Annotated in this window: 17 protein-coding genes; 14 read left to right on the forward strand and 3 right to left on the reverse strand. The window is 39.0% G+C overall.

Annotated features, from left to right (window positions below; all coding sequences use genetic code 11):
• The first annotated feature begins 184 nt into the window (after nucleotides 1-184).
• From IE222_RS12975 to IE222_RS13035, 13 genes are all read left to right on the forward strand, one after another.
• Complete coding sequence (locus IE222_RS12975; RefSeq protein ID WP_191273454.1) at nucleotides 185-2,458, forward strand: ATP-dependent DNA helicase; 2,274 nt, start codon at nucleotides 185-187, stop codon at nucleotides 2,456-2,458.
• 130 nt (nucleotides 2,459-2,588) lie between these two features.
• Nucleotides 2,589-2,843 carry a FeoA family protein gene (locus tag IE222_RS12980; protein WP_191273456.1) on the forward strand — a complete coding sequence of 85 codons (255 nt, stop codon included), beginning with the start codon at nucleotides 2,589-2,591 and terminating at the stop codon, nucleotides 2,841-2,843.
• Nucleotides 2,833-3,525, forward strand: a complete 693-nt coding sequence (locus tag IE222_RS12985) for a FeoB small GTPase domain-containing protein (RefSeq protein WP_191273458.1) — start codon at nucleotides 2,833-2,835, stop codon at nucleotides 3,523-3,525. Before IE222_RS12980 ends, IE222_RS12985 begins: the two co-directional genes overlap by 11 nt.
• Entirely contained in the window at nucleotides 3,526-4,899 is a 1,374-nt protein-coding gene (locus IE222_RS12990) for a nucleoside recognition domain-containing protein (protein WP_191273459.1), read from the forward strand.
• A gap of 69 nt (nucleotides 4,900-4,968) precedes the next feature.
• The gene (locus IE222_RS12995) at nucleotides 4,969-5,214 is read left to right on the forward strand and encodes a hypothetical protein (RefSeq protein ID WP_191273461.1); all 246 of its coding nucleotides are present in this window, start codon (nucleotides 4,969-4,971) and stop codon (nucleotides 5,212-5,214) included.
• Nucleotides 5,215-5,429: 215 nt separating this feature from the next.
• A complete protein-coding gene (gene pruA / locus IE222_RS13000; protein ID WP_191273463.1) occupies nucleotides 5,430-6,974 on the forward strand; it encodes an L-glutamate gamma-semialdehyde dehydrogenase in 1,545 nt (514 codons plus the stop codon).
• A gap of 80 nt (nucleotides 6,975-7,054) precedes the next feature.
• The gene (locus IE222_RS13005; protein WP_275671465.1) at nucleotides 7,055-8,257 is read left to right on the forward strand and encodes an ornithine--oxo-acid transaminase; all 1,203 of its coding nucleotides are present in this window, start codon (nucleotides 7,055-7,057) and stop codon (nucleotides 8,255-8,257) included.
• A 166-nt stretch (nucleotides 8,258-8,423) separates the two neighbouring features.
• Nucleotides 8,424-9,797, forward strand: a complete 1,374-nt coding sequence (locus IE222_RS13010) for a sigma-54 interaction domain-containing protein (protein WP_223282688.1) — start codon at nucleotides 8,424-8,426, stop codon at nucleotides 9,795-9,797.
• A 423-nt stretch (nucleotides 9,798-10,220) separates the two neighbouring features.
• Nucleotides 10,221-11,549: a branched-chain amino acid transport system II carrier protein gene (gene brnQ, locus IE222_RS13015; protein ID WP_191273467.1), complete on the forward strand. Its 1,329-nt coding sequence runs from the start codon at nucleotides 10,221-10,223 to the stop codon at nucleotides 11,547-11,549.
• 229 nt (nucleotides 11,550-11,778) lie between these two features.
• Nucleotides 11,779-11,982: a DUF3311 domain-containing protein gene (locus IE222_RS13020; RefSeq protein WP_191273469.1), complete on the forward strand. Its 204-nt coding sequence runs from the start codon at nucleotides 11,779-11,781 to the stop codon at nucleotides 11,980-11,982.
• Nucleotides 11,982-13,457 (forward strand): sodium:solute symporter family protein, encoded by a 1,476-nt coding sequence (locus tag IE222_RS13025; RefSeq protein WP_191273471.1) that lies wholly within the window; start codon nucleotides 11,982-11,984, stop codon nucleotides 13,455-13,457. Before IE222_RS13020 ends, IE222_RS13025 begins: the two co-directional genes overlap by 1 nt.
• Before the next feature lie 159 nt (nucleotides 13,458-13,616).
• Complete coding sequence (locus tag IE222_RS13030) at nucleotides 13,617-14,564, forward strand: MBL fold metallo-hydrolase (protein WP_223282689.1); 948 nt, start codon at nucleotides 13,617-13,619, stop codon at nucleotides 14,562-14,564.
• 229 nt (nucleotides 14,565-14,793) lie between these two features.
• Entirely contained in the window at nucleotides 14,794-17,199 is a 2,406-nt protein-coding gene (locus tag IE222_RS13035) for a S1C family serine protease (protein WP_191273473.1), read from the forward strand.
• Nucleotides 17,200-17,223: 24 nt separating this feature from the next.
• On the opposite strand, the gene IE222_RS13040 is transcribed toward IE222_RS13035, so the two are convergent.
• The 3 genes from IE222_RS13040 to IE222_RS13050 form a co-directional block, all read right to left on the reverse strand.
• Entirely contained in the window at nucleotides 17,224-18,372 is a 1,149-nt protein-coding gene (locus IE222_RS13040) for a glycosyl hydrolase family 18 protein (RefSeq protein WP_191273475.1), read from the reverse strand.
• A 104-nt stretch (nucleotides 18,373-18,476) separates the two neighbouring features.
• Entirely contained in the window at nucleotides 18,477-19,895 is a 1,419-nt protein-coding gene (locus IE222_RS13045; protein WP_191273477.1) for a glycoside hydrolase family 18 protein, read from the reverse strand.
• 64 nt (nucleotides 19,896-19,959) lie between these two features.
• Nucleotides 19,960-21,495: a glycosyltransferase family 2 protein gene (locus IE222_RS13050; protein WP_223282690.1), complete on the reverse strand. Its 1,536-nt coding sequence runs from the start codon at nucleotides 21,493-21,495 to the stop codon at nucleotides 19,960-19,962.
• Between the two features lie 167 nt (nucleotides 21,496-21,662).
• Between IE222_RS13050 and IE222_RS13055 the strand changes: the two genes are divergently transcribed.
• On the forward strand, nucleotides 21,663-22,592 hold the full coding sequence (locus tag IE222_RS13055) for a DUF7847 domain-containing protein (protein ID WP_191273479.1): 930 nt from the start codon (nucleotides 21,663-21,665) through the stop codon (nucleotides 22,590-22,592).

Below are 22,592 nucleotides of genomic sequence, written 5' to 3' on the forward strand. Positions count from 1 at the left end.
ACAAGCACTGATTTTGACCGAGCTTAGTAAAAATCGAGGGATGCGGGCAGAATAACTGCTTGATTTTGACCGCAATAGTACAAAACGAAGGACCTGCGGGCAAAATACCTCTTAATTTATTTCCCAGTCAACTGTAAAGTCTGCTACAATAAAACCAAACACACATTCCTATAGGTGGTTTTCCATGAAAAATGAAGTAAATATATCAGTCAGGACTCTAGTCGAATATGTATTAAAATCAGGCAGCATTGATTCCCAGTTCCGATCGCAAAAGTCACTTGCAGAAGGGACAAGAGTGCATCAGAAAATCCAAAAAATGTACGAGGACGGGGATCAAAAGGAAGTGTATCTGTGCGCTGAAATTCCATTTGAAGACCTGACATTCGTTATCGACGGCCGGTGCGATGGATTGTTAGTAAAAGACGGTACAACTACAATTGACGAAATTAAGTCATTCACCCAGCCTGTGGATCAACTAGAACAAGAAGGCTATCCGGTACACTGGGCACAAGCCCAAATGTATGCCTACATGTATGCCATAGACAAACAATTAAAAGAAATCGAAGTACAGCTTACATATGTTCACAAAGAAACAGAAGAAATACGTCGTATTAAGAAAACCTTCACCTTCAAAGATTTAGAAACTATCGTGTTTAATATTCTAAAAAACTATGCTCCCTTCGCAAGGCTCCAGCTGGAACACCAGGCAAATAGAACTGCAAGCAGCAAAGAACTTCTTTTTCCTTTCCCCAAATACAGGGAAGGACAACGGAAATTAGCGGGCGCCGTCTACAAAACGATTGCTGATGAAAAAAATCTATTCGTTCAAGCACCGACCGGAATCGGTAAAACCATATCAACACTTTTTCCTGCCGTCAAAGCAATGGGGGAAGGGCAGTTAACTAAAGTATTCTACCTTACTGCCAAAACCATAACGCGGACAACAGCAGAAGAAGCGTTTGATAGGATGCGTTCCTCGGGTCTTAACCTCCAAGCGGTAACCATCACCGCTAAGGAAAAGGTTTGTTTTAAAGAGGAGTCAATTTGTCAGAAAGAGCATTGTGAATTTGCCGATGGCTACTATGAGCGGATTAATCGAGCCATACTAGACATTTTAACGTATGAACAGGCAATGACCCGGGAAGTAGTAGAAACCTATGCCCGTAAACACAGGGTTTGCCCATTTGAATTTTCCATTGACCTTGCCTATGCCGCGGATGCAGTCATCTGTGATTATAACTATGTTTTTGACCCCCGGGTGTCGCTTAAACGTTTATTAGAAGATCAAAAGAGGTCAACGGCTTTATTAGTGGATGAAGCCCATAATCTCGTTGACCGCGGACGAGAGATGTTTTCTGCCAGCATTTATAAGCAGCTATTTCTCCAATTAAAAAAGGAATTTAAAGGAGTGAACAAAGCGATTTATGATGCATCCAGCAATGTCAACTCCTGGTTCATATCGTTAAAAAAGAAATCAGATGAAAATGAGTTTGTTTTAGACAGCCTGGATCATTATCTAAAAGAGCTCCTCGTTCAATTTTCCGAAGCAGCCGAGCAAATGTTAAAGACAGGAAGCTTCCCTAAACTTTTAGAAGCATACTTTGAAGCACAGAGTTTTTTAAAAATTGCTGAATTTCTTGATGATCATTATGTCATTTATGCTGAAAAAACAAGAAATGACGTAATCTTAAAGCTATTTTGCATTAACCCATCACAATTATTGCAAAAAATGGGGAAAGGCTATCGTTCAAGCGTGTTTTTCTCGGCAACCCTTTCGCCACTAGCCTATTACCGGGATATTCTTGGGGGCAATACAGATGATTATCAGCTTTCGGTACCATCACCATTTTCAAAAGAACAGACGGAAATCTATATCAAGCCATTGTCAACTCGTTACCGCGACCGCGAACGAACTAAGAATCAGATAGTAAGCCTGATTCAATCCGTAACACAAAATAATAAAGGGAATTTTTTAATCTTTTTCTCTTCATATCAATATCTTCAAACTATTTACGATGAATTTCAAAAAGCAAGCCCCGAGATAAATACACTCTTGCAGACAATAAACATGACAGAAAATGACAGGGAAGCATTTCTTAATAACTTTCAGCCTAACCAAACGAAAAGCTTAGTCGGCTTTGCTGTTCTTGGCGGTATTTTTTCCGAAGGGGTCGATTTAATTGGTGAGCGCCTTAATGGAGTTGTTATCATTGGTGTTGGATTGCCGCAATTATGCTTTGAGCGAAACCTAATTAAAGAGCATTTTACTCAAAATGGTAAAAACGGCTATGATTATGCCTATGTATATCCAGGATTCAACAAGGTGTTGCAGGCAGGCGGAAGACTTATTCGGTCTGAAACGGATCAGGGCACCATCATACTGGTGGACGACCGATTCCTAACCACAAAATATCAAAATCTCCTGCCGCAGGAATGGCAGGATTATACTGTAATGTAAAAGAGCGCGATGAAACATTCGTGCTTTTTTTCTAAATATTTTTAATTAAATAGTGGCAAGTTTGCCAGGTATGTCATATAATTAACAAAAAGTTGCGTTGGGGAAACATTTTAAGGAAGGGGAAAGACAAATGGTCCAACCTAAAATTATCAAGCTAGTGGATGGAGAAAAAGGAAATATTATAAAAATTACGGATTTACAATTAGACGGTGTGATGAGAAGAAGATTACTTGATTTAGGATTTATCAAAGGCGCCCAGGTAGAGGTTGTACGAAAAAGCCCGCTTGGTGACCCTATTGCCTTTCGCGTCAGTCAAACGACCATTGCTTTACGAAAAGAGGAAAGTTCAAAAATAGAAGGGGAGCTGATTTCCAATGGGGAATGAGTATCGGATTGCGTTAGCAGGAAACCCGAATACTGGAAAAAGCACGTTATTTAACGCGTTAACTGGATTAAGGCAGCATACCGGCAACTGGGCAGGGAAAACCGTTTCGCTTGCACAAGGAAGCGTTGAATATAAAAACAAAACATTTCAATTCATTGACCTGCCGGGCACCTACTCACTTTTTTCAAACTCAAAAGATGAAGAAGTTGCACGTAATTACATTGTGTTTGAAAAACCGGATGTGACACTGGTTGTTCTTGACGCCACTTCTTTAGAAAGAAACTTCAACCTTGCGCTTCAAGTGCTAGAAATGACAAAAAATGTGATAATCTGCATAAATCTTATCGATATCGCGGAAAAACAGGGAATCGAAATTAAGGAACGACTGCTGACAAACAGGCTCGGCGTTCCGGTAATAAAAATTTCAGCAAGAAATAAAATCGGCTTCCCACTGCTCCTTGACACGATTGATCGGATTGTCACCGGGGCAATTGAATGCCAGCCGTTAGTGCTTCAATATCCAGACGAAATTGAGGAAAAGATTCGTCAAATAGAGCCGCATGTTAGGGCGATTGTTGGTGATCATGTATCCGCCAGGTGGGTCGCACTGCGTCTATTGGATGGGGATGAATCCTTATTGGATGAAATCAATAGATTGATAACGTTAAAGGGGGCTTCCTAAATGCATATTGAACAGCTGTATAAGGAAGCTCAAAAGCTGTCTACAAAGCAGTTAAGAGATGACATTGTTCAGCATCTACATGAGCGAAGTCATCTATTGTGTCAAGAAGGGATTACCTATAATAAGGCGAAAAAGGATACAAAAACTGAAAAACTGGATGCGATTTTCACCTCACCGATTTTCGGATTTCCGATTATGATGATCATGCTTGGGACTGTATTTTATATCACGATTGCTGGAGCCAATGTTCCATCTTCGCTTTTAGCCGATTTTTTTGGCTGGCTTGAATCGCAGCTTACAGCCTTATTTACTTTCCTTCATGCCCCTGAATGGCTGCACGGGATGCTCATACTCGGTTTATTTAGAGGAACAGCTTGGGTCATTGCTGTCATGCTTCCGCCAATGGCCATCTTTTTTCCAACCTTCGCTCTACTTGAGAATTATGGGTATCTACCAAGGGTAGCCTTTAACATGGATCGTCTATTTAAAAAGGTCGGAGCACATGGGAAGCAGTCGTTAACGATGGCAATGGGCTTTGGCTGTAATGCTGCTGCGGTAATTTCGACACGAATTATCGAATCACCCCGGGAGCGGATGCTCGCGATTTTAACCAATAACTTTGTTCCATGTAATGGCCGCTGGGGCACATTAATTGTCTTTGCTTCATTATTTATGGCGGCCGGTTTTACTGGTGGAATGAAATCACTGGTGACAACAGGGATATTAGTCGGCATTGTTCTATTTGGGATTCTCATAACCTTCTTCGTCTCTTGGTTTCTTTCAAAAACAGCTTTAAAAGGAATCCCAACCCACTATACATTGGAACTGCCGCCATATCGAAAGCCGAAGATATTCGATACTGTTATTCGGGCATCGGCAACAAAATCGTGGTCCGTACTTGTTCGCGCCGTTAAGGTTGCCGCTCCTGCTGCAATCTTAACCTGGGTATTTGCCAACATTTACATTGGGGATTCAAGTATATTGCTCCATGCCGTTAATTTCTTAGATCCTTTTGGCAGATTGCTTGGATTAGACGGTTATATCATGATGGCATTTATCTTAGGATTGCCAGCGAATGAAATTGTTCTGCCGATTTTATTAATGGGGTATTTGTCAACTGGTTCATTAACAGAAGTAAAGAGCATGGTAGATTTAAAGAAAATATTCCTTGACCATGGCTGGACATGGCTTACAGCTTTGAATATGATGCTATTCTCGCTTTTACATTACCCATGCGGGACAACTTTAGTAAATATTTATAAAGAAACAAAAAGTAAAAAATGGACCTTCATGGCCTTTCTCATTCCAACTGTTATTGCCATTGTCATCCCGCTTATGATAACTCAAACAGTGAGGTTTTTCGGCTGGATTTAAAGATCTATGTATTTTTTAAAATAGAGTGGGAATACTGTTTGGGAAAAAATGAACCAAAGGAGAGACGTAATGTCTATTGAAGAAGGTACAAAGTTTCAAATTTCTCAAGGTATTCAAGGTTATTTTAACCACGCTGAATCAATGACCGTGATAACTAATAACGGGACGACTGTACAGTTTACGCTTGGGGAAGGCAAAGGGCAAGGTGCCATGCCAATCGACCATTTAAACTATTTATTGAAACGTTCAAATTTAACTAAAATCCCAAATAAAAGAGCATTATTAAATTCAGAGAATGAAGAACAAATCAGCTAAATCTCAAAAACTGGACTTCCATTAAACATGGAGGTCCTTTTTTATATTATACCTTTATAACGCAAAATAATTTTGCTGACATATTAAACAACATAAAAATTTTGCGCCAAAATATTTTGCATTAATAAAGAAAATGCCTGAAAATTAGGTTTTCAATGTTGGCACGATACTTGCATAATAAATATTCGGAACGGAATTACAAGGAGGAATTACACATGAAGCCTTATACACATGAACCATTTACAAATTTTGCTGAAGAAAAAAATAAACAAGCATTCCAAGAAGCTTTAAATTATGTTCAAAGTCAACTAGGAAAAGAGTATCCAGTCATCATTGGCGGAGAATCTATTCATACGGATAAAAAAATTACTTCTATTAATCCAGCAAATAAAGAAGAAGTGATTGGCCAAGTATCAATGGCTGATCAAGAATTGGCAGAGAAAGCCATGCAGGAAGCTTTAACAACCTTTGAAACTTGGAAAAAATGGAAACCTGAGCATCGTGCGAATATTATCTTCCGTGCAGCAGCAATGCTTCGTCGTCGTAAGCATGAATTTTCTGCTTACCTTGTAAAGGAAGCTGGCAAGCCATGGAAAGAAGCGGATGCTGATACAGCAGAAGCCATCGACTTCCTAGAGTATTATGGAAGACAAATGTTACGTATTAAAGAAGGTTTCCCTGTAAACAGCCGAGATGGGGAGTTCAATCAATTCCACTATATCCCGCTTGGAGTTGGAATTATTATTTCACCATTTAACTTCCCTCTAGCTATTATGGCTGGAACAACAGTTGCAGCGATTGTATCAGGTAATACAGTTCTTCTAAAGCCTGCTAACTCAACACCTGTTGTTGCTGCAAAATTTGTTGAGTTAATGTACGAAGCAGGTCTTCCAAAAGGAGTCCTTAACTTTGTTCCTGGAAGCGGGGCACAGATCGGTGATTATCTAGTAGACCATCCCAAAACTCGCTTCGTATCATTCACTGGTTCACGCGAGGTTGGCTGTCGCATTAATGAACGTGCTGCCAAAATTAATCCGGGACAAATCTGGATTAAACGTGTTATTGCAGAAATGGGCGGAAAAGACACAGTGGTTGTCGATAACGATGCCGATTTAGACTTAGCAGCAGCAAGTATTGTATATTCTGCCTTTGGTTTCTCAGGTCAGAAATGTTCAGCAGGCTCCCGAGCTGTTATTCATCAAGATGTGTACGATGTAGTGCTTGAAAAAGCTGTTGCTTTAACCAAAACACTCACTATCGGAAATCCGGAAGACCTTAATAACTATATGGGACCAGTTATTGATGACAAATCGTTCAAGAAAATTATGAACTATATTGAAGTCGGTAAGGAAGAAGGCAGACTTATGACTGGCGGAGAAGGTGATGATTCTAAAGGGTACTTCATCCAACCAACAATTTTTGCTGATCTTGATGAAAAATCTCGTCTAATGCAGGAAGAAATCTTTGGCCCAGTCGTAGCGTTCTGTAAGGCACGTGACTTTGACCATATGATGACAATTGCTAATAATACTGATTATGGCTTAACAGGTGCTTTAATCACTAATAATCGCGAGCATATCGAACGGGCACGTGAAGAATTCCACGTTGGCAACCTTTATTTTAACCGCGGCTGTACCGGTGCCATTGTAGGGTACCAGCCATTTGGCGGCTTTAATATGTCCGGAACAGATTCCAAAGCTGGCGGACCTGATTATTTATTACTTCATATGCAAGCTAAAACAACTGCTGAAACTCTATAACCATTGATGATAGAGGCGGAGAGCTTCACCTGAAGCTCCCGCTTTATATAAAACGGTCGATTAAAGAAGGGAGAAACAATATGACGATGACAACTTCCAAAACTACTGAAATCATTGAACAAACACAAAAATTCGGGGCTAACAACTACCATCCGCTGCCAATCGTTATTTCCAAAGCAGAGGGTGTTTGGGTAGAAAGTCCAGAAGGCAACCGTTACATGGATATGCTTAGTGCTTATTCCGCTGTAAACCAAGGACACAGACATCCAAAGATTATTCAAGCATTAAAGGATCAAGCAGATAAAGTAACTTTAACTTCACGTGCTTTCCATAATGACCAGCTTGGTTTATGGTATGAAAAAGTTTGTAAATTAACGAATAAAAATATGGCACTTCCGATGAACACCGGTGCTGAAGCAGTTGAAACAGCTCTTAAAGCTGCACGCCGCTGGGGATATGACGTTAAAGGCATTGCCGAAAACCAAGCAGAAATCATTGCATGTAACGGTAATTTTCACGGCCGTACAATGGGTGCTGTATCATTATCATCTGATCCAGAATATAAGCGCGGCTTCGGTCCAATGCTTCCAGGTATTAAATTAATTCCTTATGGTGATCTGGAAGCACTAAAAGCTGTGATTACTCCTAATACAGCGGCATTTATCCTTGAACCAATCCAAGGGGAAGCAGGGATTATCGTTCCACCAGCAGGTTTCTTAAAAGCTGCTTATGATTTATGTAAAGAAAATAATGTTCTATTCATCTGTGATGAAATTCAAGCAGGCCTAGCTCGTACTGGTAAATTGTTCGCTTACGAGTGGGAAGGCATTGAACCTGACATGTTAATTTTAGGAAAAGCACTTGGCGGCGGAGTATTCCCAATTTCTTGCGTAGTTGCTAATTCCGATATTTTAGGAGTATTTAACCCGGGGTCACACGGTTCCACTTTTGGCGGTAACCCGCTTGCTTGTGCCGTTTCGATTGCTGCACTTGAAGTAATCGAAGAGGAAAAACTGGCTGAACGTTCTTTAGAATTAGGTAATTACTTCCTTGAACAATTACGAACAATCGAAAATCCTATTGTGAAAGAAATTAGAGGCAGAGGATTGTTTATCGGTGTTGAATTAACGGAGGAAGCAAGACCTTATTGCGAGCAGTTGAAGGATAAAGGATTATTATGTAAAGAGACACATGATACCGTCATCCGTTTTGCTCCGCCGCTAATCATAACAAAAGAAGAAATCGATTGGGCAGTTGAAAAAATTAAAGAGGTATTAGCATAAGAATTCTTTGAATAAAATAACGGACTCTTTCCGGTCTCGGAAAGAGTTTTTTCTATATCGATGCTTATTTCATTTGATTTTGTATTACTATATACTTGTATGGTTAATATGTAATGCAAGTACTAGTAGGACAATGTCCTTCCTTTAATCAGGATAGGAGGGGAAAATGTTGAAAATTAATACGGAAGATTTTAAGCATATATCTGATTTTGACAATATTTTAATTGCAGATGAAAATGGAGTTATTCTATTTTTTGATTTAGCGGATTTAAAAGTATTAAAAGAAATATCTGTTAGACCTGAAGAGTTCATGGGAAAACACATTACCTCGTATTACAAAAATCTCACCAATGAAAATAGTACGATTATGAATGTCATTAAAACAGGGAAAGCCATTTGTAATGTGAAACAGGAACTGATAACAAAAAGCGGCAACCTATTAGTTTCACTTAATTCTACATACCCAATTATTGAAAACGATAAAATTAAAGGTGCAATTGAATTTTCGAAGCATTTCTTTTCCAAAGAAAATATCCAATCCTTAGATCAATTTGCCAGCCACAAGGTTTTTCGAAAAAATAATACCATTTATACCATCGATAATATAATTACGACTAATCCAAAAATGGAAGCTATAAAAGAAAAAGTTAGAAAAATCTCCAAGACAGACTCTACCGTCTTGATTTACGGCCAAACTGGAACAGGGAAGGAAATGGTCGCACAATCCATCCACAATTTAAGTAATCGATATAACGGGCCGTTTATCTCACTGAACTGTGGTGCCGTTCCGCCCAATTTATTAGAAAGTACCTTATTCGGCACTGTAAAAGGAAGTTTTACAGGGGCGATTGACAGCACCGGCTTATTTGAACAAGCTGATGGCGGCACGTTATTTTTAGATGAAATCAATTCCTTAGATTATTATCTTCAGGTCAAGCTCTTAAAAGCCATTGAAGAAAAAACAATTCGGCGAATTGGCGGCAGCAAAAATATTAGTGTTGACATAAGGGTCATATCAGCAACCAATGAAGACCCGGATAAGTTGGTTGCAGAGAAGCGACTAAGAGAAGATCTGTACTATCGCTTAGGGGTTGTGCAAATTGATCTACCGTGTTTAAGTGAAAGAAAAGAAGATATACAGGTACTGTTAACAAACTTTATTGATTTTTACAATAATCACATGAATATTTATATTAGTGGTGCCGAACCAGAAGTTATGGAATGTTTTAATGCTTACAGCTGGCCTGGGAATATCAGAGAACTGAAGAACGCAGTAGAAACAGCTTATAATAATGCCTTGTCCGATAAAATAACTTTAGATGATATACCTAAAAGAATTAAGGAATATCGAAGGGCTCCTGATAATACACAAAAGGATAGAAAGATCTATTCATTAAAAGAAGCGGTCGAAAAATTTGAAAAAGAAATCATTGTGAAAGAATTATCTTTAACAAATGGTAAAATAACTGCTGCTGCCAAAGGTCTGGGCCTTTCCAAGCAATTATTAAAATACAAAATGGACAAATATCAATTACATTAATCCAACATTAAAACAATGGGATTTTATTATATACCGCTTTTAATTAATGTTATTTTTGAGAGCCGACAGTTAGTATAAAATCTAACTACTGTCGGCTTTTTGTTTGGGAGTAAAAAAAATTTTACTAAAGGTAAAAATTTTTGACGAATATTGCGATTTTTTCAATAGTAAAATAGAAAACTCTGCTAATTTTTTCAATATTAAACCAATTTATAATCCTGCGATTATATGGAAATAACTGATTTTAATATAATTTTCATATAAAATCTATATTTTTCTACAAAATTCGAAAAGTTGGCACATATATTGCAAATACATTATTGAGGGCGCTTAAAACAAAAAATTTGTTAACCCTTTGTAAGGCTGACGGAATTAAAACGGAGGTAAAAAATGTAAACGATTTCGCAAGAAAGAGGTGTTTAAATGAAAGAAAATAAAATTATTCAACATACGATCATCATTGGTTTTGCATTATTTGCTGTATTTTTTGGTGCAGGCAACTTGATTTTCCCACCTACAATTGGACTTGCCTCAGGGACCAACTGGCTTCCCGCATTGATAGGATTTTGCATAACAGGAATTGCTTTACCACTGTTAGCTGTTATCGCGATTTTAAATGTTGGCGGAAAATTTGAGGATTTAACAAAACCGATCAGTCCTTGGTTTTATAAAATCTTTAATCTTTTGTTAATGGTGGGAATTGGAATGTTTGTAACCATTCCACGCATGGCAGCAACAACACATGAATTAGGGGTTAAAACATTAATCCCACAAGTCCCTTCAGTTGTGACTATTTTCGTTTTCTTTGCAGTAACATTTTATTTTGCCATGGATAAGTCGAATGTCATTGATAAAATCGGAAAGTTTCTTACCCCGCTTTTAGTTATCATTCTAACATTTATTGTGATTAAAGGAGTTTTCGATCCAATCGGTTCACCAATTTCAACAGAGTTAAAAAATCCGTTCTCCAATGCCTTTATTAATGCTTATCAAACGGGTGACGTAGTTACTGGTATTTTTTGTGCCCCCATTATTATCGCGGCGATTATTGGTCATGGATATAAGGGAGCATCGATGAAAAAGGTAGCCATTTCCGCCACTGCGATCGCCGGTATAGGCTTATTGGTTGTCTACGGAGGTTTACTATATCTTGGAGCAGCCGGCAGCGGCTTATATCCAAATGATATTGAAAGTACAGCACTAGTTTCCGCATTAATTAACCGGTTATTAGGAAGCTACGGGGCTGTCCTGCTGGCCATTACGATTGCACTTGCCTGTCTAACCTCTGCGATCGGTGTAACAGCTGTCATTGGCGACTTTTTAAGAGATATATCTAATAACAAAATTAGCTATCGGAACGGAGCATTGCTTGTTTGTGTGGTCGGTGCAGCGATTGGAATGCTTGGTGTTGAAAAAATTATTAATTATACATTGCCAATTTTCCTTGCATTATATCCAGTTGCGATTGTTCTAGTATTTTTAGGAGTATTTCATAAAGTTATTCCCAATCCTGGGAGCTATCGTGGAGCCATCCTGTTAACATTTATTGTGAGTTTATTTGAAACATTAGGCGCCATCGGAATTAAAATCCCAGCTGCTTTAAATTTCATTCCATTTCTGCCATTCAGTGCAAACGGCTTTTCTTGGCTGGTACCAGCAATTATCGGTGCTGTCTTCGGAACAATGATTTATAGGTTAGGTTCAAAAAAACACAATCAAGTTTCCTTTATTGAACCTGAAAAACATTCTTAATCATTAGCTTTTAAAGAAGAAGGACATACTAGAACTTAATTCCCATGAAGACACTCAAGTTCATGTAAAACAAACGTAAAAGAGCAAAGAGCCGTTTTAAAAAAAATATCCAATTTAAAGTGAAAAGGGGTGGAGTTAAGCCTTTTAACCTCTTTTCTTAAATATAAGAATCAGAATATTACACAAAATGGGCATATTCTGTAAAACCACAAAAATGGGAGGACGATTTATGAAACCAATTTATTTTCTTGCACTAATTCCCGTTATTGCTTTATTAGGGGGACCATTTTGGGCTAATAGTATGACGCCATATATATTAGGAATGCCATTGTTCTTTTTTTGGAATTTCTCTTGGCTGATTCTTACATCACTTGTTGTTTTTCTAATATATAAGCTAGATCCAATTAACAAAGAAGAAGGGAGTGAAGAATAATGAACATCACGCTTGTAATCATTTTTGGATTTTTAGCATTTGTTTTATTTTTAGGTATACTGGCAAGACGAGGGAAAGATATGGACTTAGAACAATGGACGGTCGGCGGCCGCGGATTTGGCTCCATTCTTGTCATGATTCTTTTAGCTGGTGAGATTTATTCAACCTCTACCTTCTTAGGAAACAGCGGCTGGGCCTATGGTATCGGTGGTCCGGCTTTATATGGATTAGCCTTTGCTGCTTTAGGTTATTTGTTCTCCTATTGGGTTTACCCAGCGGTGTGGAGATATGGTACGAAACATAGGTTAGTATCGCAAGCAGATTTTTATGTGAAAAAGTACAACAGTCCAATTTTAGGAGTAATTGTGTCCATTGTAGGTGTACTGGCACTTATTCCATTTTTAGTTCTGCAGTTAAAAGGATTGGGCATTATTGTTTCTACAACATCCTATGGGGCTATTTCTCCAACTATTGCAGTTTGGATTGGAGCAATTGCAGTTACGGTATATGTCATGATTTCAGGGATTCATGGATCTGTTTGGACAGCTGTATTAAAGGATATAATGATTGCTGGTGTTGCATTATTCTTAGGCATTTATATTCCGATCCATTATTTTGGCGGTCTCCAGCCAATGTTTGAAGCAGTTGATGCTGTAAAGCCTAATTTTCTAACGCTTCCCTCACAAGGGATGGGGGCATCTTGGTTTATTTCAACAGTTATTTTAACAACGCTTGGTTTTTATATGTGGCCGCAAACGTTTGGATCTGCATATGCAGCCAAAAATGCGAAGACATTACGTAAAAACGCCTTTATTCTTCCGCTTTATGGGGCATTGTCTATCGGCGTCTTGTTCGTAGGGTACACGGCGATAGTGCAAGTTCCTGGGCTGCAAGGGCCTGAGATGGACCTTGCCCTATTAAAACTTTCCATGAAAACCTTTGACCCGTGGTTTGTTGGAGTAATTGGCGCCGCCGGCTTACTAACAGCACTTGTTCCTGGCTCCATGATCTTAATGAGTTCGGCAACATTGTTGGCGAAAAACGTTTATAAACATTTTGTCCCGTCAACAACGGATCAACAAATTATCTCGATTGCGAAAATTCTTGTTCCGGTTCTAGCGCTGATTGCCGTTTACTTCACGTTAACAGGAGGCAATACAATCGTTGCATTGTTATTAATGGGTTACAGTATGGTAACTCAATTGGCTCCATCTTTCTTTGCAAGTTTAATGAAAAATAAATTTGTTACAAAGCAAGGTGCCATAGCTGGAATCATTGCTGGTTTAGCAATTGTCGGCTATACCACGTTGACAAAAGCAACCATTGGAACACTTTTCCCGGCATTTCCTCAAGTAATTAAGGATTTAAATGTCGGCTTAATCGCCGTATTAATCAATATCATCGTCATGATCGGCGTTAGTCTTGTAACGAAGGCAGCATCTGCTCATGGCGAAGAAGAAATAGAAGCAGCCTAAAAGAAAGATAAAGGATGGTTCTTTTGTTTCCTCGTTATCAAAATTTACGGAAGCCTTGTTACAGCAAGGCTTCTTTATTTATTTTTCATAAATATTATGGCATGATATCAATAGACTGATAATTTCGATAAATATATATATCATGGAGGAAGGAGTCTGATGTATTTGTTGAATGATATTGGAGTCACGCAGGTGACGATTCCCTTGCCCTTCCGCTTAAACCATGTGAATTGTTTTATAGCGGAAGGTTCTCGAGGCTGGATAATTATCGATACCGGCTTAAACAATGAAGTATCCAGGGACATATGGAAACCATATATTGAAAAGCACGAGATTTCCACAATTATTCTCACCCATCTTCATCCGGATCATTATGGGTACGGGGGAACGCTGCAGCGATTAACGAATGCAGACGTATGGATGACGAAGGTGGATGATATTGCGGGGACCACTTTTTGGGAACCTGAATCGCTCGCAAAGGTGAAGCAGCACTACGACACATGCGGCATTCCTGAACAAGGAGCGGATGAGTTAACAAGTGATGAAGGAAGCTTTTTTCCGAGAGTGAAACCATATCCCTTAGTGTCAAAACATCTAGAAGAGGGTGAGAAAATTCTATTCGGAAAGTATGAATATGATGTAATTTTTACACCTGGTCACTCTGATGGTTTAATATGCTTGTATAACAAAGAGAACAGCATCCTATTTTCAACAGACCATATTTTACCTAAAATCACCCCGAATATTTCGTATTGGTTTCGCGGCATTCCTAATCCGCTTGAGGCGTTCTTTAATTCTTTGAAAAAAATTGAATTGTTGGATGCGGAGTATGTGATTCCGTCACACGGCATCCCTTTTCAAAACGCCAATAAGAGAATCGCTGAATTAATTTCTCATCATCACGACCGTTTACATGAGGTCTATAAATATATCAAAACTCCTGCAACTATTTATCAGGTCTCTAAGCAGCTGTTTAAAAGGCCATTAACGACGCATGAAATGCGCTTTGCAATGGGAGAAACGATTGCTCATTTAGAGTATTTATACTACAGCAATCAGTGTGAAAAATGTTTAGAAAATGGTGTATGGTATTACAATGCTATTTAAAACCATTCCCAGCCTGAATTTGGTTGGGAATGGTTTTTCTGTTTGCTGGCTAATTGAAATATACATTACATATTGACTAAAGAGGTCTTCTTCCGTCATGACTAACGTATTTTAAGAATATACTGTTTTACTACAAATAACGCTTCATCTTTTACCTCAGCATTATTAATCTATGAAAAATCCCTGCTAACAACAATGAAAGAACACCCAAGAAGGGGAGGGGAATCTGGTGAAAAAGCTCCGTTGTCTTCCTTCTTTTACCGCTATTTTTCTTCTATTTCTATCTGTTTTATTGCCATTGTCATCCTATGCTAAATCTACAGATGAAATGCAGGCCAGTACAGTATTGATTACTTGCGGCGATTTAAACGGTGCTTATGGAATGGGCACAGGCTTTGTTATTGGGAATTCGGACCACGTTGTAACCAATCACCATGTCATTTCATGTGCTGAACAGGGCGGTCCTGTCAACATCGTTCTAGAAATTGGTATTATTATACCTGCAGAGGTCATTTGGTCTTCAGCTGTCAAAGATTTGGCTGTCCTTAAAACTGAAAAAGCGCTTGACCGGCCGGCAGTTACTTTTACAAGGTCAAAGGATGTGAAAGTAGCCGACCGTGTGTATGTAATGGGTTTTCCCGGTGCAGCCATTGACCAGCGCTTAATTGATCCCTCCACAATCGCTACAGTAAAGGTGTCACAAGGAATTATCAGTGCCAAAGTAAAATCAAAGGATGGAGTTGAACTGTATCAAACAGATGCCCCGATCAATCCAGGAAATTCAGGAGGTCCATTATTTACAGAAAACGGTGCAGTTATTGGAATTAACAGTGCCGCTTCACTCGTTGCAGGTGTTGTCCTTGGTGAGGATGGAAGAGGAAAGACAGAACGCATTCGTTTAGGTGATAATATCGGCTGGTCGATTCAGGCTGATGAACTATTAGAAGAGCTTGACAGGTTAGGAATTCAATACAAAACGGAAGGACGTCAAGTTAAATCAGAATCATCTGACGGGGCACCGATCATTTTTTATTCGGCCATGATTGGCTTAGGCGTCCTTGCGGTATTAATTGCTGTTTTGGCACTTATTCTAACCTTAAGAAAAAAAGGAAGGGAAATTGTCAAAGAGGAGCGTTTATTATCAGAATCATTGCAGGATGAAAATCCAGTTAGGGAGCAAAACATTACGACAGTTTCCCAAGAGCCTACTCATATTCCGCAGACAGCACCGGTAAAGAAGAAAGATACATGGATTGTCATTACCGCCATTATTAGTGGTTTTGCAATTTTTGTTATCCTGATGTTAGGTTTTTTATATGTCATTGGCAGTTTAGCCCCTTCCTACGAAGAGGAGAAACCCGAAAATGTTTTGAAAAACAATCTAGAAAAAAATCCGATTGACCAATCAGTAAAGGTAACCGTTCCATTACTTTATGACCTTACAGAAGAAGAAGCCAAAATAGAACTGGAAAAGGCTGGGTTGAAACTTGGTATAGTGAAGCAGCAAAAGGATTTACTTTCGAAAAAAGGGCATGTTATTAAACAATCCATTGATTACAAATCTACAATCGCCAAAAATACAGCAGTAGATATTATCCTCTCAAGCGGTGTAGAACTCCCAGTTGATGCGAATAGCCTTCAACAGCAGGGAATGGGAATGGTCAATCAGTACTGGGACCAGGCAGATGCGTTATTTAAACAGCGGAAATGGGAAGCGGCACTTAAACTTTACATTCAAGCTAGGGACATGGCAAACATCCTAGGGAATACGGCGGGAAATAGTTCGAACCTACTTGGAGATGCCCGTTTTGCTGAGGCTCAGATTGCCGATTCAATGGCCATTGTAAAAATTGAATTAGGGCATCCTTATCATGCATTTCAGGACGCCGAAGATAGTGTAATCATTTTGACAGAGCTTAAGGACAAAAAATTGCTTACAAATGTAAAAGTGTTAGGCAGCGGGTACGGAAATTTAGCATGGTGTCAGCTCCTCAATCATATGCCGGATGATGCATTGAATTCGCTTCAGTTGGCTAAAGAATATAATCCAAAAAGTCCGCTTTTAGAGGTCACCTTCGCACATGTTAAATTATTGACCAACCATTTCGGCGAAGCCTTTAAACTTTACCGGGTCAATAAAGACCTTGAGCAAAATGGGGTAAAAATATCCAATGTTATTGCCGATGATTTTTCAAAACTGAAAAAAGCTGGATATCCAGCTGAAAAAATGATCATGATTCATGATGTGGTGTTGGGGAAAGGAAAAGGGGCTGGAAACAATCTTGATGAGATTAAACGTACGGTGTATTTTCAAACATTAGCCGAGCTGGCGGGAGATTTGGAAGGATATATGAGTACGTACCAGTTGGATAAAGGTTCCGCAGAATATAAAGCGCTTTATGAAAATTACAAACAGCTGTTTAATACGTTTACCTTTAAGGAAGCCGTTGTTAAAGACATAGGTGCTGCAATGGAAGAAAATGATGAAGCAACAGTTAAGGCAACCAAATTTTTCAAATATACGGACGGGACGAAAGAATATGAGGAAGAGGTTACGTATAAATTCACTTTGAACAAAACAAATGGATCGCTTCCTTGGCAAATCAGCCAATTTGAAGTGATTAAAAAAGATTAAAAGACAAGGGGGCACCTTGTCTTTTTATTTTTTAAGAGAATAATACTTTGTACTCGATTTTTTTAATTCAGCATAAATGGCTGTTGTTAGACTTCTAGGTCCTTGGGCATCTAATCCAGCCTCCCATAACATCATACCGCCAAAACCATAATTCAATGCCAGCTGCGTTTTCTTTTCCATGGTCGTACTGCCATTGTAATAATAAGTGGTTCCATTCATTTTTACCATATCGGATGCAGCATCATCTGGATTCTCTTTGATAATCGCGGCATAGGAAACCTGTTTGATTTTCGGATCCGTTGGCTGTGCATAAAATGGAACTCCAAGAACTAGTTTATCTTTTGAAATCTTATTTTGCTCAAAAAGGTTGGACCAATAGTTGACAATTTTCTCTGTAAACTTATAAGGTGATAGGTTAGCAGCATTATATTTGCCATCCCACTGACCGTCATAAGCCATGATATTTACATGGTCAACATAACGGAACATGGCCGTGTCGTATTGGACGAAACCGACTTCAGTCAACGTTTCTGCATTAATTTTTGAATAAACCGCTATTGATAGTTCTTTATTTGTCTTATGAAGCTTATTGCTTAACTGCTTAGTAAAGGCCTTCAAATTTTGAGCATCTTCGGCTGAACGTGAATGCTCAAAATCGATGTCTATTCCGTCAAGATGCTCCCTTTCTGCAATCCTGGCAAGCTCATTCACCAGCTTTGTTCTTGCTGCTGAATTGGATATGGCCGCTTTAAAATACGGATAGGATTCTCCGCCCTTTATATGGTACCAGCCACCAATTGCAAGGATCACTTTTGTATTGTGCTTCTTTGCATTCGTAACGATTGTACGTAAATTTTCCATGGCATAATCTCCGCTAAAAAGGATTTCGCCGTCCTTTGTAGGATGTACAAAGGAGAAAATGACATGAGTTAGTTTCGAATAATCGATCATGTTGGGATCGCGAAAGTCCTGTACGTAACCAATTAACACCTTTGAGTTTGCTTTAGGTGTCTTGGGAAGTGTTTTTTCTTTAGGGTTCGCAGCCGAAACTGGTGCTTGATATATATTTATTGGATTCATTTTGGCGTTTTTTGTGTATAGTATTCCAGAAGAAAATCCCCCGACAAATGTCAAAAGGATGACTAGTACAAGGATTAGATTCCGTTTTTTCATAGATTAAAACCTCCTAATCTTCCTGTCTTTAAAAATTGTAACAGAAAAGAGGAGGAGGTTCGGTTGGTAATATAACCCTATTCATAGGACTTAATGAGAAAAAATTACGTCAGCTTCTTTATCGTAAAATTATCTTCCAGCAGCGCCCAGTTTTGCGGGTATGGATAGCCGAGTACCCAATAGCTGACGCCGCGCAAATTGTATTCCTTTATCAAATCAAATTTAGCCTGAGCACTTCGTGCATCTTCAAACCATACCTCGTGTCCTCGGCCCTGCTCATCTGTATACCTAAAGTAAGGGGACGCAGCAACTGGATCATATTGAATCGCAACACCATACTTAATCGCCCGGCTGACCGCTTCTTGAGGACTATACGTTTCTGCCTCCTGTCCTTGCACATGAGGAATAATCCAGTCCCTAGCATATAACTGGAAGCCCATCAGAATTTTTTCAGGCGGGATCACGGAGACAGCGTAATCGAGTACCCGGCGAATTTCGTTCAAAGGCGAAACAGCTTGCGGTGGTCCCTTGCGATAGCCCCACTCATAAGTCATCAGCACAACAAAGTCAGCAATTTTGCCGTGAGCGGGATAATCATGTGCTTCATACAATAATCCTTTTTGTTCACCGCTAATTTTAGGCGCTAAGGAGGTCGATACAAAATAACCTTCAGCGTGCAGCCGGTCCACTGCACGCTGAAGAAATTGATTATATAATTCACGGTCAGCCGGCAGGACATTTTCGAAATCAATATTTAATCCTCGATAGCCTTTTGAACGCATAATCGATAAGATGTTTTCCAACAGCTTATCCCGGTGTTCTTCACTTGCTAGTACGCTGTGAGCAATGTTTTCACCGGCTTTTGTGGCAGTGAAATTGGTAATCGACATCATTGGCAGCGCACCCTTGCTAGAACCGGCTTGGATGGCGTCTGAGTCGTTTTCCATGTAAAGAACAAGTGTACCGTCTGGTTGAATAACATAGGCAAACGGCGCAATATACGTCAAATGTTCAGCCACTTCTCCTACCATTTGAATTGCCTGCTGCCCTGAATGGTACGTAAAGGCATTGCTTTCGATTACCGGCTTGCTTCGCGGAATTATTAGTACCGTTCCAGGATATAACATGTTAGGATTTTGGATTTTATTGGCCTTTATGATCGCATTGATCGTCGTTCCATAATACTTGGCAATCATCCATAAAGTTTCTCCTTGGGCGATGGTGTGCCTTATTGCCGGAATTCTTAAAACGGTACCGGGATAAATAAGTGCAGGATTTGTGATTTGATTTGCCCGAATAATCGCCTCGATCGATGTACCATACCTTTGAGCAATGGACCACAGGGCTTCTCCAGAATTAACAGAGTGAAAAACATCTAGTGTCGGAATAACAATAGCCTGGCCAACTGCTAATTGATTTGGATTTGTTAACCCATTCACTTCGGTAATATTACCAATAGCAACTTGGTATCGATTGGATATTTGCCATAACGTTTCACCACGCTGAACAACATGGATGACCATATTTAACCTCCCCCAAAATAAATCACGTTACGTTAAACTATGATGGGAGAGGCGTTTTTGTGTTTTACTCTGCTGCTTTTTCAATCTTTAAGCCAACATTTGAAAAGACAGTTCTAAAAAAAGTGAATTGACGATTTTGGACGATATGCCGTAATTTTTCCTCCGCCGGTTTTCTAATATTAATTTTCATATAATCATGATATCTTAAAAAAATGGAATAAGTGGATGGAGACAGGGTGCCTAATAAAACCAAATCAATTTCCACTGTTCCGTTTCCACTTTTATCAACAACTACGGGAAGCAATACCTCATTTAAAGCATTTTTTGTATCGCGAATCAGTACATCCGTAACACCATCTAAATAATCTCCATACACGGTAAAATTGAGAAAATAAGAATTCTGTGAAAAATAATCCTCCTTATATACAGCATGCATAGGTAACCTAATATGGGTACTCCCATTAAAAATCGTATACGGCAAGCCTTCTTTGATAATAACTTCCTTAATTTTCTCCTGACGATCCCATGCATAAAGGTTTTCCAGCAGCCGATAATTTTTTTCTCGAAAAAGCTGATAAACCACTTTATTCATCGGCTGCAGAAATTCTTCGGAAAACTCATAGTCTAAATGTTTTGTTGTTTTTAACACTTGGTTCAGCTTATGGTAATACACCCGTTTAAGCTTGGTTTTTTGATAATGCGGGGTGGTGAAAAATCGGGAAATGGAATCGTATTCATATAATCGGTTTAACACCATCTTTTGTTTGTTTACATCCAGCTCTTTATTGATCATATGGTGAATGACTTTTAGATTACAGTTTGTTTTTTGTATGATGTTTGTCTGATTGGAAAGCCTTGTATCCTGGTTATCAATCCTGTTTAAGTAATAAATCGGTTTTGTAGTTGTTGATATGGAAGGACAATGAACCAAAACTTCCATGAAAAATTGCTTATCCTCTGCAAACTTCATTTCGGGAAATTGTATTTGATTGTTTTTCAATAATTCGGCACTTACCATTCTTGCCCTAGGGCCAAGATGATGAAAGATATGTGGAATAGATAAGGGGCAAACACTTCTTCGTTCCTTACAGGATTCATGCTCACCAATTATACTTATCCCCTTAGCCTTCACCTGTATGGTCTTTCCTACAGCATAAGCATCTCCAGTTTCCTCAAGAATTGCCGCAAGTGTTTCAAGGCCGCTTGGTTCGAGCCAATCATCGGCATCCAAGAAGGAAATATATTTCGAACTCGACAGGTCAATCCCGATATTGCGTGGGCGGCCAGGTGTTCCTGTATTCCTATTCAAAAAAATAACCATAATGTTTTCAAACCTTGAAGAATAGTCTAATAAAATCTCCCGAGATGAATCAGTAGAACAGTCATCGACCAGGATGTATTCAATCTTGTCTAAACCAAGTGATTGTTGAAGCACCGAATCGATTGTTTTTCGTAAATACTTTTCGGCATTATACACCGGTGTTATAACAGAAACTAATCTTGTCGGCCGAGCATTCATCCGCTGCTCATCGACTACAGTATATTCGGAATGGCTTCGATTTCGTGGATTAAAGATTTTCCTAAAATTCCTCATAATCATCACATCAACTCACAACAAAAATATTCACCTTATTCATCGGCATCTTTTACAGTTTTTATTCGAGTAGGATAGTTAAATTTTACGTTATTTTACAGAATTTACACTAAAATTGTAAGATAAATGTTAAAATAATGATTGTGATTATTTTTTTATAGGGGGATAAAAAATTGGATTCAAAGTTTTCAAAACCAAAAGGATTCGGGGAAATTCTCGACCATACATTTAGTTTAAGTAAAAGCAGATTTAAGGATTTCTTCATGGTTTTCCTTATTTTATTAGGGCCAGTTTATTTGGTGGAAGCCATCATTCAATTATTATCGGGAACAAGCTTTTTTAGGGAGGTCGGCAGCGGAAGTACATGGTATGAGCAAATGCTGGCCAGCTTTACAGAGACAGGGACAGTGGATTCCAGCAGCATTGGTGCGGATGTCGGGCTGATTTTTGTAGGGCTTTTCACAGTCATCCTTGGACCAGTGGCAGAAGCAGCAATCTTATTAGGAATCAATCATATTCGAAAAAATGAAGACTTTACAGTGAAATCAATTATTAAAGAAGCCTTCTCACGTTTTTGGCCGATGCTCGGAAGTACAATTTTATTTGGCCTGATTATTTTTGGGATGGTTCTCGTTCCTATTATCATCGTCGCTTTAATGGGAGTAATTGGGGCAGCGGCTACTAATCCAGCTGTAGGAATTTTAATTGGGGTCGTCTTATTTTTAGCCTTTGGTGTGGTGATTGCTTACTTCGTCACGCGCTGGAGTTTTTATTTTGGCTCGGTAGTGCTTGACCGCAAATCGCCTGGATTTGGCCGCAGCTGGAGACTAACACGGGGACGCACATGGGTTTTAATTGGTTTATTTATTGTTTTTTATTTAATCATTACAATCATCAGCTTTGCGGTGGAAGCAACTCTTGGCATTGCTTTAGGAAACAGCGTCCTGTTATCGATCATTTCCAACATTGTGGTGTTAATTACGACAATGATTTTCTCTGTGGGATATGGTGTCATGTATCTTGATTTAAAGGTTCGCCACGATGCCGATGATTTAAAAGAACTAATTGACGACTATAACAATCCACCCATTTTAGATAAATAA

Origin of the sequence: Neobacillus kokaensis (genome assembly GCF_014656545.1) — a bacterium.
GTDB classification, from domain to species: Bacteria; Bacillota; Bacilli; order Bacillales; family Cytobacillaceae; genus Neobacillus; species Neobacillus kokaensis.